Raw genomic sequence first — 14,952 nt, forward strand, 5'->3', positions numbered from 1 at the left:
CACCCGCTTCATGCCGGGGGCGCCGGCACCGGGTGCTCGCGGACCAGATCCACCTTGAGCGGCGGGGTGGGGTTCGTACAGCCCAGCGTGAAGACAAAGTCGGACAGCTCGAAAGCATCTGTCGGCGAGGCCGACCTCAGGAGTCGCAAAGCGCAAGGTGACCTAGATCGCGTCGTCAGCGAGCCCGGCGCCATAGGCACGGGACGGACGCCCGCCGTACCCTGTGCGGCGTCGGCGCGTACCCGACCGCGGGACGCGACCCTCTTCACCACGGGAGCCTCAGCCCATGCTGCGCACCATGTTCAAGTCCAAGATCCACCGCGCCACCGTCACCCAGGCCGACCTGCACTACGTCGGCTCGGTGACCATCGACGCCGATCTGCTCGACGCCGCCGACCTGCTGCCCGGCGAGCTGGTGCACATCGTCGACATCACCAACGGCTCGCGCCTGGAGACGTACGTCATCGAGGGCGAGCGGGGCTCGGGCGTGATCGGGATCAACGGCGCCGCCGCCCATCTCGTCCACCCCGGCGATCTGGTGATCATCATCAGCTACGCTCAGGTGACCGACGCCGAGGCCAGGGCACTCGAACCGCGGGTCGTGCACGTGGACCGCGACAACCGCATCGTCGCCCTGGGCGCCGACCCGTCCGAGCCGGTGCCGGGCTCGGACCAGGAGCGCAGCCCGCAGGCCGTTTCGGCCTGACCTTCACCACCTTCGGACCAGGAGCGTGCCGATGAGCGAGATCGAGATCCGCGACGACCGGGCGGCGGGCCGCCTGGAGGCGATCGGCGACGGCACGGAGGGCGACGTCGTCGGCCACATCGAGTACTTCGTCCTCGAAGCTCCCGCACACGCCCTGGTCCCCGTGCACACCCTCGTGGAGCCGGCCCACGAGGGGAAGGGCATCGCGGGCTCGCTCGCCCGTGAGCTGTACGCCATCGCCGAGCGCGACGGAGTCGTCGTCGCCCCGCTGTGCCCGTACGTCGTCAAGTGGGCCGAGCGCCACCCCGACGAGGCCCCGGCGGCCGACCCGGAGCTGCTGCGGGCGGCGAAGCGCTGGCTGGCGGAGCACCCCGGGCGGTTCTGACAGGTCGCGTACGGCCCGCTCGGCCACCTTCGATCGGGCACCCTCCCGACCCGGCCCCCTGGACAGGACTGCCCGCCCCCGTCTGGACCTGCCCGGACTGCGCAGTTGATGCCGTAGGCAGGACTCTGGAAGCCAGTGCCCGGTCGAGGAGGCAGCATGGCTGACCAGCAGGAGAAGACGGACCGCATCGTGGTCGGGGTGGACGGTTCGGAATCGTCCAAGCTGGCCCTGCGCTGGGCCGCGCGCCAGGCGGAGCTCACCAAGGGTGTGGTGGAGGCGGTGACCGCCTGGAACATCCCGCACCTCTACGGCGCCCGCGCCTGGCTGCCCCCGTCCAGCTCGGACGAGGCGGCACTGGAGGGTCAGGCGCGCAGAGAACTCACGCAAGCCGTGGAAGAGATCCTGGGACCGTCGCCGCATTCGGTCGAGGTACGTGTCGAGGCGCGCTACGGCACCGCCGCCGGCGTGCTGATCGACGCGTCGCGTGACGCCGCCGTACTCGTGGTGGGCAGCCGGGGGCTCGGCGGCTTCTCGGGGCTGCTGCTGGGATCGGTGGCCCAGCACTGCGTTCAGCACGCCGCCTGTCCGGTTCTCGTGGTCCGGGGCGGCGAGGAGTGAGCCCCGGGGGCCCGGGCGCGGCATCCAGGGCCGCTGCGCCGAGCGACTCCTGATATCACCGGAAAGCACCATTGCATCGGTCGGCCGGATCGCGGTCCAGCCCCATTCCCGCGAACGTGGAAGCAAGAGCGGCGCAGGCAACGGCCCCCCAGGCGCAGGGCGCCGACTCGTTCTGCATCGCAGCCCGACAGGACCATCGCCACGAGCCGCCGCCTCGGAGGAAGACTGCGCATGCACGATCCCGATCCGCCGTTCCGGCCGGTCCGAAGCCGCGACGGCTATCTGCCGCTGGAGGATCTCGGCCTCATCGGGGACGGAGCCACCGCCGCCCTGGTGGGCCTGGACGGTTCCATCCCGTGGATGTGCCTGCCCCGCTTCGATGCCGAGCCGCTGTTCTGCGGCTTGCTGGACCACGCGCGAGGCGGCCGCTTCACCCTGGCGCCGGAGGACCTGGTGGAGGCGCGGCAGCGCTACGAACCGGACACCGGCATCCTGACGACCGAGTTGCGCAGCCGCACCGGCCTGGTGCGCGTCACCGATGCACTGGTCCTGCGTTCCGGCGCAGACCTCACCGACGACGTCCCGGCCGACCGGTCCGAACTCGTGCGCTCGGCGGTCGTGCTGGACGGAAGCGTCCGCCTGCGCGCGGACCTGGAGCCCCGCGGCGGCGCACAGGTGCGCGCCCTGTTCAGCGGACTGGAAGTGCGCCCCTCCCGGCGGCCGGACCTGCGCCTCCACCTGCGCTCCAACCGGCCCCTGACCGGTCTGCACAGCATCCACGACCTGCGGCAGGGCGATCGCCTCGATCTCGTGCTGTCCTGGGGCCGCTTCCACCGCCACCACCGCTTCGACACCGACACGATGCTGCAGACCACCGCCGACGCATGGCGGCGCTGGATGCGGCACTTCGACTACGGCGGCCCCGAGGAGCCCCTGGTCAGGCGGGCCGCGATCACCTTGAAGCTGTGCGACGACTGGGCCAACGGCTCGCTCGTCGCGGCACCCACCTCCTCCCTGCCCGCGCCCATCGGCGGCATCCGCAACTGGGACTACCGCTACGCCTGGATCCGCGACGCGGCGTACGCGGTGTTCGCCCTGCGCCGCATCGGCTTCCGCGGCGAGGCCGACGCCTTCCTCGGCTGGGTCCTCGACGCCTTCGAGTACAGCGGGCGGCCGAGGATCATGTACGGCCTGCGGGGCGGGCTCGTACCGGACGAGGTCGAGGACGCCGAGCTGGAGGGCTACCAGCGCTCCGCCCCGGTGCGCTGGGGCAACGGCGCCGCCGACCAGCGCCAGCACGACGTCTACGGCGAGATCCTGGACTGCGCCCACCAGTGGCTGCGCTCCGGCGGTGAGATCCAGCCCGCCCTGTGGGCCGGTCTGGCCGGGCTCGCCGACACCGCGGAACAGGCCTGGCGGCAGCCGGACCAGGGCATCTGGGAAGTGCGCAGCGAGGGCCGGGTGTTCACGTACTCGGCCGGGCTGTGCCAGGTCGCCCTGGACCGGGCCGCGCAGATCGGCGAGCGGCTCGGCCTGCCCGGGCGGGTCGCCGAGTGGCGGGCCTCGGCCGAGGAGTTGCGCCGGCTCGTCCTGGAGCAGTCCTGGGACGAGAAGACCCAGACCCTGAGCGCCCACCTGGACGGGGGCGGCCTGCTGGACGCGAGCCTGCTCGCGCTCCCGCTGCGCCATGTGATGCCGGCCGATCACCCGCGGATGGTGGCGACCACCAAGGCCGTCGCCGAGCGGCTGTCGGCGGGCGACGGCCTGCTCTACCGCTATCTGCACGAGGAGTCCCCCGACGGCCTGGCGGGCGACGAGGGCGCCTTCGTGCTGTGCAGTTTCTGGCTGGTCGACAACCTGATCGGACAGGGCCGGATCGAGGAGGCCGAAGAGCTGTACGCCTCGCTGTGTGCCCGCAGCAGCCCGCTGGGGCTGCTGTCGGAGCAGATCAACCCCTCGACAGGAGAGTTCATGGGCAACTTCCCGCAGGCGTTCAGCCACATCGGCGTCATCGCCAGTGGCGTGAACCTCGCCCGAGCGAAGGCAGGCGGACGGACATGATCAACCGGCTGGCCGTCTTCGGCGGGACGGGCGACCTCACGGCGCGCTATCTGCTGCCCGCGCTGGCCGCCCTGCACGCGGCAGGTCACCTCGGCGACCGCCTGGAGTGGACCGGAGCCGGCAGGGAGGACTGGGACACCGAGCGGTACCGGCAGTGGATCGCCGAGCAGTACGAGCGTCACGACGACTTCAATCCGGCCGCCTCCCGGCAGGCGATCACGGCCGCGGCCCGCTACGTGCGGGCCGATGTCACCGACCCCGCCGAGGCCGCCGCCGCCATCGCGGGCGACGGCCCCGTCGCCGTCTACCTCGCCCTCCCCCCGGCGCTCTTCCCGCCCGTGGTCACCGCCCTGCACGAATCGGGCCTGCCGGCGGGCAGCAGGATCGTGCTGGAGAAACCGTTCGGGGAGGACCTGGCCGGTGCGCAGCAGCTGAACCGGCTGCTCGCCGACCTCGTACCGGAGCAGGCCGTGTTCCGCGTCGACCACTTCCTGGCCATGACGACCGTCCAGAACGTCCTGGGCAGCCGCCTGGCCAACCGCGTGCTCGAACCCATCTGGAACAGCACCCACATCGCCGAGATCGAGATCATCTGGGACGAGACGCTGGCGTTGGAGGGCAGGGCCGGCTACTACGACCACGTCGGGGCGCTCAAGGACATGCTCCAGAACCACCTGCTGCAGCTGCTCTGCCTGGTGGCCATGGAACCGCCGGTCACCCTCGGCGAGCGGGACCTGCGCGACCGGAAGGTCGACGTACTGCGCTCCGCGCGGATGCTGACCGAGTACGACGTCGTCCACCGCACGCGCCGCGCCCGTTATCAGGCCGGCCGGATCGCAGACCACGACCTGCCCGCCTACGTCGACGAGGAAGGCGTGCGCCCCGAGCGCCGTACGGAGACGTACGCCGAGGTGGAGCTGGAACTGGACAGCTGGCGCTGGGCCGGGACGACCTTCCGGCTGCGCAGCGGCAAAGCGCTCAGGGCGGACCGCAAGGAGGTCGCGGTGCGCTTCCGCCCCGTGCCGCATCTGCCCTTCGGGCACAGCGGGGAGGCGCTGCCCAACGTGCTGCGCTTCAACCTCGAGCCGGAGGGGCTGGCCCTGGACCTGACGGGCATCGGCGCCCACACCGACGAGCTCGCCCCTCTCGAACTGACCGCGCGGATGGAACCGCCGGGCCTGCCCGCCTACGGCCGGCTCCTGCTGGACGTCCTGCGGGGCGACCCCGCCCTGTCCATCCGAGGCGACGAGGCCGAGGAGGCGTGGCGGCTCCTGGAGCCCGTCCTGTCCGCCTGGGAGAAGGACCTTGTGCCCATGGAGGAGTACCCGGCCGGCTCGGACGGGCCGCCCTCGCGCGAGCGGCACGCGGACGGCCTACGGCGCCGGGAGGCCCTGCTCCACGATCCGGCGCTTCCACCGGACCACCTCTGAACGGCCGCACCGGCAGGAGAGCACCGTGACGTCCCGCAGCAGCGAGCCTCGCGTCCCGTGCATCGTGGTCATCGGGGTCTCCGGCACCGGCAAGACCACGGTGGCCCGGCTGCTCGCCAAGCGGCTCGACCTTCCCTTCGCGGACGCGGACGACGCCCATCCGCCGGGCAACATCGCCAAGATGGCGGCCGGCGTGCCGCTCGACGACGCGGACCGCGAGCCCTGGCTGCAGGCCGTCGGCCACTGGCTGCACGAACGACAGGCGGCGGGTACCGGCTGCGTCGTCGCCTGCTCGGCACTGAAGCGGCGCTACCGGGACACCTTGCGGGCGGCCTGTCCGGGCGTCTTCTTCCTCCACCTGACGGCCCGTCACGAGCTGCTGGAGCAACGCCTCGACCACCGCAGAGGCCACTTCATGCCCCCCTTGCTGCTCGACTCGCAACTGGCCGCGCTCGAACCGCTCGAACCGGACGAGAGGGGCGCCTCACTGGACGCGGGACCGACACCCGACGTGATCGCCGAGACGGCCGTGCGGCTGCTGCCCCGCGCATGAAAACCTGGCACACCACGTCCGCGTACGTCCTGCCCGTGAAAGGCCCCGCGACCACATGCTCGCCCTCCTGCACACCTCGCCCCGGCACGTCCCGGTCTTCGACGCCCTGCGCGACGAGCACCACCAGGCCCTGGAACTCCGGCACTTCGTCGACGAGGAGCTGCTGGCCCGGGCCCGCCGCGAGGGCCCCGAGGCGGTGGCGCACGAGGTACGAGCCGTCCTGGACAAGGCAGTCGGCGAGGGCGCCTCGGCCGTCCTGTGCACCTGCTCGACCATCGGCGCCGTCGCGGAGGCGACCGCGGCCGGAGTACCCGTCCTCCGGTCCGACCGCCCGATGGCGGCAGCCGCGGTGGCCGCCGGCCCGAGGATCGTGGTCCTGGCCACGGTGGACAGCACCTTCGGCCCCACGACGTCCCTGATCCGGGAGGAGGCGCGACGCGCCGGACGCGACATCGACGTACGCACCCGCCTCGTCGAGGGCGCCTGGGCCCGTTTCGAGTCCGGCGACACCGAGGGCTGCGCCCGTCTCGTCGCGGCCGCGATCGACACGGTCACCGACGCCGACGCGATCGTCCTGGCCCAGGGCTCCATGGCCCCGGCCGAACACCTGACGACGACCACGGTCCCGGTCCTGTCCAGCCCCCGCCCCGGCCTCGCCGCGGCCGCGGCGGCGGTCCGCATCGGCTGACGGCAGGCCCACTTGGGGCCCTCACCGTCCTGCGGGCGGGTGAGTGGGGAGGCGGGCGTCGGGTACGCGGGGGATTAGTCGAGAGCCGACGTCGACCGACTGGCGGGAGGACCCCATGACCGACCCGTACCCCGAGCCCGTGCCACCAGGACCCACACCCGGCGGACCGGACCCGCAGCCCCCCGACCCGTATCCCTCACCGGTTCCGACTCCGCAGCCTCCCGGCCCGGAGCCCACTCCGCCGCCGCAGCCGCCCTCACCCCCGACCCCCACCCCGGACCCCTCCCCGTCCCCGGTCCCCCCGGGCCCGGAACCGGTCCCGAACCCGCAGCCGGGCCCACCTCTGAGGTAGGCGGACCAAGAAAGCGAAAGCGGTGGGCGAGTGTGAGAACACCGCCCACCGCAACGCCCTCAGGGGCGCGGGGAACTGCGCGACGAGCCAGGAACAACCCGCACACGCGCAATCAAAGAACCCCCCGCCCCGCTAGGCGGAAACCTCCGACCGATCCCCGCCCCACAGCGTGTGGAACGCGCCGTCCTGGTCCACCCGCCGATACGTGTGCGCTCCGAAGAAGTCCCGCTGCCCCTGCGTGAGCGCCGCAGGCAACCGCTCGGCACGCAGCGCGTCGTAGTACGCCAGCGCCGCGGCGAAGCCCGGCGTCGGAACCCCCTGGCGCGTCGCCGCGATCAGCACCTCGCGCCAGTCGTCCTGCGCGGCCGCGATCTCCTGGGCGAAGGTGTCGTCGGAGAGCAGGCTGGGCAGGTCGGCGCGGGCGTCGTACGCCGCGCGGATGCGGTCCAGGAAGGCCGCGCGGATGATGCAGCCGCCGCGCCAGATCGCGGAGACCGCGCCCAGGTCGATGTCCCAGTCGTACTCGTCGCTGCCTGCCTGGACCTCGTGGAAGCCCTGGGTGTAGGACACGATCTTGGAGGCGTACAGCGCCTGCTCGACGCGGTCGGCGAAGGCCGCCGCCTCCGACTCGGAGAGGGGAGCGGCCTTCGGGCCGGCCAGGCCGCGGGAGGCCTCGCGCAGCGCCGCGTGACCGGACAGGGAGCGGGCGAAGACCGCCTCCGCGATGCCGGAGACCGGCACGCCGAGGTCGAGGGCGATCTGGACGGTCCAGCGGCCGGTGCCCTTCTGCTCCGCCTGATCCACCACGACGTCCACGAACGGCTTGCCCGTCGCGGCGTCCACGTGGGACAGCACCTCGGCGGTGATCTCGATCAGGTAGGAGTCCAGGCGGCCCGTGTTCCAGGTGCGGAAGATCTCGGCGATCTGCGCGGGGGAGTACCCGGCGACATCGCGCAGCAGCTGGTACGCCTCGCCGATCAGCTGCATGTCGGCGTACTCGATGCCGTTGTGGACCATCTTCACGAAGTGGCCGGCGCCGTCGGGGCCGACGTGCGTCACGCAGGGTGAGCCGTCCTTCGCCTTCGCGGAGATCTTCTCCAGCATCGGGCCGAGGGAGTCGTAGGACTCCTTGGGGCCGCCGGGCATGATGCTCGGGCCGTTGAGCGCGCCCTCCTCGCCGCCGGAGACGCCCATGCCGACGAAGTGGATGCCCTGCTCGCGTAGTTCGCGCTCCCGGCGCCGGGTGTCGGCGAAGTGCGCGTTGCCACCGTCGATGATCATGTCGCCGGGCTCCAGGAGCGGGGCGAACTCGTGGATCACCGCGTCGGTGGGCTCACCGGCCTTGACCATGATGACCAGGCGCCGCGGCCGCTCCAGTGCCGCCACGAACTCCTTGGCGGTCTCGGCCGCGATGAAGTCGCCCTCGTTCCCGAACTCCTCGACCAGGGCGTTCGTACGCGCCACTGTGCGGTTGTGCAAGGCGACCGTGTAGCCGTTGCGCGCGAAGTTACGGGCGAGGTTGCGGCCCATGACCGCCAGTCCCGTGACGCCGATCTGGGCTGAAGTGCTCATTCGGTTTGGCTCCTAAGGATCCGTTATCGGTGCTGCCGGTCGTGCCCGTCAGTATCGCCCCACCGACCATCCTGGCTTGCCGGTACGCCGGGCGCATGTCCGGGGTGTCCCGACGTGCCGCAGGCAGATACGCACCAGAAGTCCCACCCGCCTCGGCCGGTGTGCAACTGCCGTGAATATCTGGGTGCTTGTGTGTTCAGAGCGGCCGATTGCCGCCTTGTCATGGCCTGTTCGCGGCGCTTACTTTTGGCCCTTCTGACGCATGTCGAGGGGGATCTCCATGGCCCTACGCGGCCGGCACCGCCGGTATCAGCCGAACAGGATCAACCGCGCCTCACTCACCGTCACCGCCGGCAGCGCCGGCATGGCGATCCCGCTGATCGGCGCCGGCACCGCCCATGCCGCCGACGTGTCCACCTGGAACAAGGTCGCCGCCTGCGAGTCGACCGGCAACTGGAGCGTCAACACCGGCAACGGCTTCTACGGCGGACTGCAGTTCACCCGGTCCACCTGGGAGGCGTACGGCGGCACGAAGTACGCGGCGCGCGCGGATCTGGCCACCAAGGACCAGCAGATCGCCGTCGCCGAGAAGGTCCTGGACGGACAGGGGCCGCGCGCCTGGCCGGTGTGCTCGGTGAAGGCTGGCCTGACCCGGGACGGCGGCACCGCGGACGTCCACCCCGACGGGCGCGCCCGGAGCACCGGCAGCAGCGTCAGGAAGAGCTCCGTGCAGGACGTGCAGCCGCAGACCACGCCCCAGTCGCGGGCGGGCAGCGCGGAGATGTACACCGTGGTGCGCGGCGACAGCCTCTCCGAGATCGCCGACGCCGAGCACGTGAGCGGCGGCTGGCACCGGCTGTACGCGGCGAACCGCGGGACCATCGGCGCGGACCCGGACCTGATCCTGCCGGGCCAGCGGCTGAACCTCCACGGCAAGGCCCCCGCCACGCACACGACCGGGGCGAGCGACACAAGCTCGTCCACGCACCCCAAACACCACAAGGCCAAGACGGAGAAGGCCTCTTCGGCCACCGAGGAGAAGGCCACCACCGGCAGTCACTCGCTCGTCGCGCCGGTCCCCGGCTCCACCGGCACCCCGTACCACGAGGCCGGCTCCTCCTGGTCGAAGGGCTACCACACCGGCGTCGACTTCCCCGTACCCACCGGCACGACCGTCAAGGCGATCGCCGCGGGCCGGGTGGTCTCCGCCGGCTGGGGCGGCTCCTACGGCTACCAGGTGGTCATCCGGCACGCCGACGGCCGCTACAGCCAGTACGCCCATCTGTCGGCGATCTCCGTGAAGGCCGGGCAGGGCGTCGGCGGCGGGCAGCGCATCGGCCGCTCGGGCGCGACCGGGAACGCCACGGGCCCGCATCTGCACTTCGAGGTGCGGACCGGGCCCGGTTTCGGTTCCGACATCGACCCTGTCGCCTATCTCAGGGCCGGAGGCGTCAGGATTTGACGCGCTCCCGATGCCGGTCGAGGTCCGGCATCGGGACGTACGAGCCGCCGTAGAAGGGGCCGTAGAAGCGGTACCGGGCCGGGTCGCCGGCCGGGGAGTCGTCCGCGTCGTAGGCCACGGCGAAGACGGTGGGACCCACCTGGGTGGGGACCAGCGTCTCCTCGCGGGGCGCGTCCGCCGGCTGCTCCGGGATCGTGGCGAGCAGCTCCTCGACGGGCGTCGGCCCGGCCGCGGATGCGGCGATCGCGGGCTCCACCGGCTCCGGTACGCCCTGGGGCTCCGGCGCGGTCTCGGTGGCGGTGCGCGTGAGGCGCTCCGTCGTCAGCAGGATCAGGCCACCCGCCGCCACCACGCCGCAGCTCAGGGCGAGCGCGGTGCCCGTGGTGCCGTAGCGGAAGCTCTCGCCGAACATCGTGATGCCGACGGCGGCCGCGACCACCGGGTTCACGACGGTCAGCGTGGCCAGCGGGGCCGCGAGGCCCGCGCCGCGGTAGGAGGCCTGGGAGAGCAGCATGCCGGCCGTGGCGAAGACACCGATCACGGCCAGGAAGGGCAGGTCCGCCGCGGACACGCCGCCGGTCCAGTCGACCGCGACGGTCTTGGTGAACACCGAGGACATGCCGAACGCTATGCCGGACGCGGTGGCGAGCAGCATGCTGCGCACCGCCGGGTGCCGGTGGGCGGCCCGGCCCGCGATCATCAGCGCCACGACCACACCGCCGGAGATGACGGCCACGGCGACCCGCTGGGTGGTGGACAGCGACTGCGACTCGGAGGAACCCACCAGGGACAGCAGACCGGCCAGGCCCACGGTCGCCATGATCGCGCCCCGCCAGGCGGTCGCACCGGCCCTGCGGCCGACGAACAGCGCCGCCATCGGCAGTGCGAACACGATCGTCAGCGCGCCGAGCGGCTGCACCAGGCTGAGCGGGCCGTAGGCCAGCGCCACCACGTGCAGCAGTCCGCCCAGGCCGTTGAGCGCCACCGCGGCCCACCAGGTCGGCCGGCGCAGCGGCGCGTACTGCTGGTCGGGGGAGGACACCGCCACGTGCTCCTGCACGATCGCCCCGCCCGCGTACGCCACGGCGGAGACGAGCGAGAGCAGAACGGACAACGCGAGGGCACTCATGAGCTGCTCCTCTGCGTGTGGCGGGGGCGGTGCGCCCCGCGCGACGAACGGTCGGCCTTCATAACCAACACGATGCCTTGCCGATCTCTTCCCGTCGTCGTCCCTGAGCAGTCAATGGGTCCTACTGCCGATGGAGTACGAATCGGGCGCTGTCCTCCCCAAGGTGGGCGACAGCGGGTGGAGACCCCCCAAGGGGAACCCTTAGGGCCCCCTGGGGTCCACTGGTTTTCGCGGATCGGGTACTACTGCCCTTCGTGGAGCTCGACCAGGATCTCGCCGCCCTCGAACCGCTCGGCGGCTTCTTCGTACTGCGCACCGGCGGGACGCCGCAGGGGCCGTTGCCGGCGCTCGCCCGCGCGTACGGTGACCAGTCCTCGGATGCTGAATCCGACGCTGAAGCAGATCCTATTACTTTTCGGGTCGAAAAGGTTGCCCGATCCCTGCACGCCCCCGAGTCGCGGATCGCGGCCTCGGTGGCCCAGCAGGGTCTCGCGGCCCGCCTGTGGTCGGTGACGCTGGGCTGCGCCGCCCTCTACGACCGTATCCCCGACCTCGATCCCGCCCTGCTGCACTGGGACCCCGACGCCGCCGCCCCCGACGACCTGTGGCTGTCCGAGGTCCGCGCCCTGCCCGCCCATGCCGCGAGCGTCGCGGGCACCGTGCTGCACGGCCACCTGGAGCCGCTGACGGCGGCCCTGCGCGCCCGCCACCGCATCGCGCCCGGCCTGCTGTGGGGCAACGCGGCCTCGGCATTGGCGGGCGCCGCCCGGCAGCTGGAGCAGTGGGCGGCCCGGCACGGCCGTACCGAGGCCGCCGCCCGCACCCGCGCCCTGACCGCGCAACTCCTCGCCCACCCCCTGCTGTCCGCCACCGGCACCCTCACCGGCACCGCCTTTCGGCGCCGCAGCTGCTGCCTGTACTACCGCGTGCCGGGCGGTGGCGTGTGCGGCGACTGTTGCTTCCTACGGCCGCCGCGCTCTTCCGCGCGCGACACATCTGGGTGACCATGAGGGAACCGGTCGCCGAGAGCTGGGGGTTGCGGGTGCGAGTGGGACTGCTGACCCGGGAGTACCCGCCGGATGTGTACGGCGGCGCGGGCGTCCATGTGGAGTTCCTCGCCCGGGAGTTGAGCTCCCTGGTCGACCTGGAGGTGCACTGCTGGGGCGAGGGCCGCGGCGTCGGCGTCGTACGCCACCGCCCCTGGGCCGCCCTGGACACCGCCAACGACGCGCTGCGCACCTTCTCCGTCGACCTCGCGATGACGGCCGGCGTCGAGGGTCGCGAGCTCGTGCACTCCCACACCTGGTACGCCAACCTCGGCGGCCACCTCGCCAAGATGCTGTACGGCATCCCGCACGTGATGACCGCACACTCCCTGGAGCCCCTGCGGCCCTGGAAGGCCGAGCAGCTCGGCGGCGGATACGCCCTGTCCAGCTGGGCCGAGCGCACCGCGATCGAGTCCGCCGACGCGGTGATCGCCGTCTCCGGAGCCATGCGCGCGGACATCCTCAGCTGCTACCCGGCGCTGGACCCCGCCCGGGTCCACATCGTGCACAACGGCATCGACACCACGCTGTACCGCCCCGACCACGGCACCGACGTGCTGGAGCGCATCGGCCTGGACGCCAAGCGCCCCTTCGTCCTGTTCGTCGGCCGCATCACCCGGCAGAAGGGCGTGCCCCATCTGCTGCGCGCGGTGCGGGACATCGACCCGTCCGCGCAGGTCGTGCTCTGCGCGGGGGCACCCGACACACCGGAGATCGACCGGGAGTTCCGCGAGCTCTACGAGGACCTCAGCCGCACGCGCGATGGCGTGCACTGGATCCCGCAGATGCTGCCGCGCCCCGAGGTGATCCAGCTGCTGACCCACGCGGCGGCGTTCGTCTGCCCGTCGGTCTACGAGCCCCTCGGCATCGTCAACCTCGAGGCCATGGCCTGCGGGACGCCCGTCGTGGCCTCCCGGGTCGGCGGGATCCCCGAGGTCGTGGACGACGGCGGGACGGGCCTGCTCGTCGACGTGGACGACGGCTTCGAGGCGTCCCTCGCGCAGGCCCTGGACTCGGTGATCGGCGACCCGGAGACCGCGCGGCGGATGGGCGAGGCCGGGCGGGAGCGTGCGGTGGAGGAGTTCGGCTGGGACGCGGTGGCCCGCCGTACGGTCCGGCTCTACGAGGAGACCCTCAAACAGGACTAGATGAACAGAACGGCGGTAGTTGTTCGAACAGGCTTACACCGCCCTGGGCAGGGGCAAGCATGGATCATCCACGGTGAGGGGAGCGGTCATGCGTCGTGGCGGACCTTCGGTGCTCGGGATCGTACTGGCGGGCGGAGAAGGCAAACGCCTGATGCCCCTGACCGCGGACCGGGCCAAGCCAGCGGTCACCTTCGGCGGCACGTACCGCCTGGTCGACTTCGTCCTGTCCAACCTCGTCAACGGCGACATCCTGCGCGTCTGCGTCCTGACGCAGTACAAGTCGCATTCGCTGGACCGGCACATCACCACCACCTGGCGGATGTCCAGCCTGCTCGGCAACTACGTCACCCCGGTCCCGGCCCAGCAGCGGCTCGGCCCGCGCTGGTACCTGGGCAGCGCGGACGCCATTCTGCAGTCCCTGAACCTCGTCTACGACGAAGGGCCCGAGTACGTCGCGGTGTTCGGTGCCGACCACGTGTACCGCATGGACCCGCGCCAGATGCTCGCCCAGCACATCGAGAGCGGCGCGGGCGTCACGGTCGCCGGCATCCGCGTCCCGCGCTCGGAGTCCTCGCAGTTCGGGGTGATCTCCCCGGGCACGGACGGCCTGTCGGTCGAGCGCTTCCTGGAGAAGCCCGCCGACCCGCCGGGCCTGGCGGACGACCCGGAGTGCGTCTTCGCCTCCATGGGCAACTACATCTTCACCACCAAGGCGCTCATCGAGGCGCTGCAGCGCGACGCCGAGGACGAGCACTCCGTGCACGACATGGGCGGCTCGATCCTGCCCCAGCTCACCGACCGCGGCGAGGCGCAGCTCTACGACTTCAGCGCCAACCACGTGCCCGGCGAGACCACCCGCGACCAGGGCTACTGGCGCGACGTGGGCACCATGGACGCCTACTACGACGCCCACATGGACCTGATCGCCGAGCGGCCCGCGTTCAACCTCTACAACCGGCAGTGGCCCATCTACACCCACTCCAACCAGCTCTCCCCGGCCCGCTTCAACGCGGGCGGCATGGCCAGCGAGTCCATCATCAGCGCGGGCTGCCTCATCCGCGGCCAGGTCACCCGCTCGATCCTGTCCCCGGGCGTCCTCGTCGACCCCGGAGCCGTCGTCCAGGGCTCGATCCTGCACGACAACGTCCACATCGGGCGGGGCGCGGTCGTGCGCGGAGCGGTCCTGGACAAGAACGTCGAGGTGCCCCCGGGCGCGACGATCGGCGTCAACCCGGAGCGGGACGCGGAGTTGTACACCGTCTCCAAGGGCGGCGTGATCGCCCTCGGGAAGGGCCAGGTGGTGTCGTAGGCGCCGGGCCGGTCAGCCCTGGGCCTGCAGGGACTGGAAGTTCTCCATGATCACCTCGCTGGTCCGCCGCAGCTCGTCGGCGGGGCTGAACTGCAGGTACTCCGTGCCCGGCTCGGTGTGCACCGGTACATGGCCGGGCGGGGCGTAGAAGGCGTCACCGGCCTCGTAGGTCTCCTCCCGGTCGGCGTAGCGGAAGACGAGCCTGCCGGTGAACACATAGCCCCAGTGCGGGCATTGGCAGCGGTCGTCGGGCAGTCCCTTGAGCAGAGCGCTGTGGTCGACGTTCTCGCGGAACGTCAGGAAGTTCACGGCCTGGTCGGCGAACTCCTCGGCGCGATCGAGGACCGGACCGTAGTCCCCGCCCCCGGTGGCCGATTCCCTGGAAACCTTGGGCATCGTTCTCGCCTTCTCTCCGCGGAGGTGGCCTTGTCTCCATTGTCCGCGCGGTCGGCGGCCCGGCCACTCCGCTCTTGTCATGTCCCTGGACGCACGC

The 14,952-nt window shown here is 71.8% G+C and carries 14 protein-coding genes; 11 read left to right on the top strand and 3 right to left on the bottom strand.

All coding sequences use genetic code 11. From position 1 onward, the window contains the following. Positions 1 to 286: 286 nt before the first annotated feature. The 7 genes from panD to ACGFYN_RS26120 all read left to right on the top strand — a co-directional run bounded on the left by panD (position 287) and on the right by ACGFYN_RS26120 (position 6,441). Entirely contained in the window at positions 287 to 706 is a 420-nt protein-coding gene (panD, locus tag ACGFYN_RS26090) for an aspartate 1-decarboxylase (protein ID WP_393868276.1), read from the top strand. 31 nt (positions 707 to 737) lie between these two features. Beyond that, on the top strand, positions 738 to 1,091 hold the full coding sequence (locus tag ACGFYN_RS26095) for a GNAT family N-acetyltransferase (protein ID WP_393868277.1): 354 nt from the start codon (positions 738 to 740) through the stop codon (positions 1,089 to 1,091). 156 nt (positions 1,092 to 1,247) lie between these two features. Next, positions 1,248 to 1,709, top strand: coding sequence for a universal stress protein (locus ACGFYN_RS26100; protein ID WP_393868278.1), 462 nt, complete (start codon positions 1,248 to 1,250; stop codon positions 1,707 to 1,709). A gap of 231 nt (positions 1,710 to 1,940) precedes the next feature. After that, complete coding sequence (locus ACGFYN_RS26105; protein ID WP_393868279.1) at positions 1,941 to 3,770, top strand: glycoside hydrolase family 15 protein; 1,830 nt, start codon at positions 1,941 to 1,943, stop codon at positions 3,768 to 3,770. Continuing rightward, positions 3,767 to 5,200, top strand: a complete 1,434-nt coding sequence (locus ACGFYN_RS26110; protein WP_393868280.1) for a glucose-6-phosphate dehydrogenase — start codon at positions 3,767 to 3,769, stop codon at positions 5,198 to 5,200. The genes ACGFYN_RS26105 and ACGFYN_RS26110 overlap by 4 nt, the downstream gene beginning before the upstream one ends. A gap of 25 nt (positions 5,201 to 5,225) precedes the next feature. Further along, positions 5,226 to 5,753 (top strand): gluconokinase, encoded by a 528-nt coding sequence (locus tag ACGFYN_RS26115; RefSeq protein ID WP_393868281.1) that lies wholly within the window; start codon positions 5,226 to 5,228, stop codon positions 5,751 to 5,753. Between the two features lie 55 nt (positions 5,754 to 5,808). Next, complete coding sequence (locus ACGFYN_RS26120; RefSeq protein ID WP_393868282.1) at positions 5,809 to 6,441, top strand: aspartate/glutamate racemase family protein; 633 nt, start codon at positions 5,809 to 5,811, stop codon at positions 6,439 to 6,441. Positions 6,442 to 6,925: 484 nt separating this feature from the next. Here the strand turns inward: ACGFYN_RS26120 and gndA are convergent, their stop codons facing one another. Next, a complete protein-coding gene (gene gndA, locus ACGFYN_RS26125; RefSeq protein WP_393868283.1) occupies positions 6,926 to 8,365 on the bottom strand; it encodes an NADP-dependent phosphogluconate dehydrogenase in 1,440 nt (479 codons plus the stop codon). Positions 8,366 to 8,645: 280 nt separating this feature from the next. On the opposite strand from gndA, the gene ACGFYN_RS26130 reads away from it, so the two are divergent. Then, entirely contained in the window at positions 8,646 to 9,827 is a 1,182-nt protein-coding gene (locus ACGFYN_RS26130; RefSeq protein ID WP_393868284.1) for a transglycosylase family protein, read from the top strand. On the opposite strand, the gene ACGFYN_RS26135 is transcribed toward ACGFYN_RS26130, so the two are convergent. Beyond that, complete coding sequence (locus tag ACGFYN_RS26135; RefSeq protein WP_393868285.1) at positions 9,817 to 10,956, bottom strand: DMT family transporter; 1,140 nt, start codon at positions 10,954 to 10,956, stop codon at positions 9,817 to 9,819. The genes ACGFYN_RS26130 and ACGFYN_RS26135 overlap by 11 nt on opposite strands. 254 nt (positions 10,957 to 11,210) lie before the next feature. Between ACGFYN_RS26135 and ACGFYN_RS26140 the strand changes: the two genes are divergently transcribed. The 3 genes from ACGFYN_RS26140 (at position 11,211) to glgC (ending at position 14,459) form a co-directional block, all read left to right on the top strand. Beyond that, entirely contained in the window at positions 11,211 to 11,960 is a 750-nt protein-coding gene (locus ACGFYN_RS26140; RefSeq protein WP_393868286.1) for a (2Fe-2S)-binding protein, read from the top strand. 38 nt (positions 11,961 to 11,998) lie between these two features. Continuing rightward, positions 11,999 to 13,150: a glycogen synthase gene (gene glgA / locus ACGFYN_RS26145; protein WP_393868440.1), complete on the top strand. Its 1,152-nt coding sequence runs from the start codon at positions 11,999 to 12,001 to the stop codon at positions 13,148 to 13,150. A gap of 88 nt (positions 13,151 to 13,238) precedes the next feature. Beyond that, complete coding sequence (gene glgC / locus ACGFYN_RS26150) at positions 13,239 to 14,459, top strand: glucose-1-phosphate adenylyltransferase (protein ID WP_393868287.1); 1,221 nt, start codon at positions 13,239 to 13,241, stop codon at positions 14,457 to 14,459. Between the two features lie 12 nt (positions 14,460 to 14,471). On the opposite strand, the gene ACGFYN_RS26155 is transcribed toward glgC, so the two are convergent. Further along, positions 14,472 to 14,855, bottom strand: coding sequence for a hypothetical protein (locus tag ACGFYN_RS26155; RefSeq protein ID WP_393868288.1), 384 nt, complete (start codon positions 14,853 to 14,855; stop codon positions 14,472 to 14,474). Positions 14,856 to 14,952: the final 97 nt, after the last annotated feature.

The sequence above is a fragment of the Streptomyces sp. NPDC048419 genome (assembly GCF_043200415.1).
In the GTDB taxonomy this organism is placed as follows: Bacteria; Actinomycetota; Actinomycetes; order Streptomycetales; family Streptomycetaceae; genus Streptomyces.

Bases quoted from the DNA above. Each gene is read 5' to 3' on its own strand.
- ACGFYN_RS26130 (WP_393868284.1), top strand. From the start codon at position 8,646: ATGGCCCTACGCGGCCGGCACCGCCGGTATCAGCCGAACAGGATCAAC.
- ACGFYN_RS26120 (WP_393868282.1), top strand. From the start codon at position 5,809: ATGCTCGCCCTCCTGCACACCTCGCCCCGGCACGTCCCGGTCTTCGAC.
- ACGFYN_RS26105 (WP_393868279.1), top strand. From the start codon at position 1,941: ATGCACGATCCCGATCCGCCGTTCCGGCCGGTCCGAAGCCGCGACGGC.
- panD (WP_393868276.1), top strand. From the start codon at position 287: ATGCTGCGCACCATGTTCAAGTCCAAGATCCACCGCGCCACCGTCACC.
- ACGFYN_RS26135 (WP_393868285.1), bottom strand. From the start codon at position 10,956: ATGAGTGCCCTCGCGTTGTCCGTTCTGCTCTCGCTCGTCTCCGCCGTG.
- glgC (WP_393868287.1), top strand. From the start codon at position 13,239: ATGCGTCGTGGCGGACCTTCGGTGCTCGGGATCGTACTGGCGGGCGGA.
- ACGFYN_RS26155 (WP_393868288.1), bottom strand. From the start codon at position 14,855: ATGCCCAAGGTTTCCAGGGAATCGGCCACCGGGGGCGGGGACTACGGT.
- ACGFYN_RS26110 (WP_393868280.1), top strand. From the start codon at position 3,767: ATGATCAACCGGCTGGCCGTCTTCGGCGGGACGGGCGACCTCACGGCG.
- ACGFYN_RS26100 (WP_393868278.1), top strand. From the start codon at position 1,248: ATGGCTGACCAGCAGGAGAAGACGGACCGCATCGTGGTCGGGGTGGAC.
- gndA (WP_393868283.1), bottom strand. From the start codon at position 8,365: ATGAGCACTTCAGCCCAGATCGGCGTCACGGGACTGGCGGTCATGGGC.
- ACGFYN_RS26095 (WP_393868277.1), top strand. From the start codon at position 738: ATGAGCGAGATCGAGATCCGCGACGACCGGGCGGCGGGCCGCCTGGAG.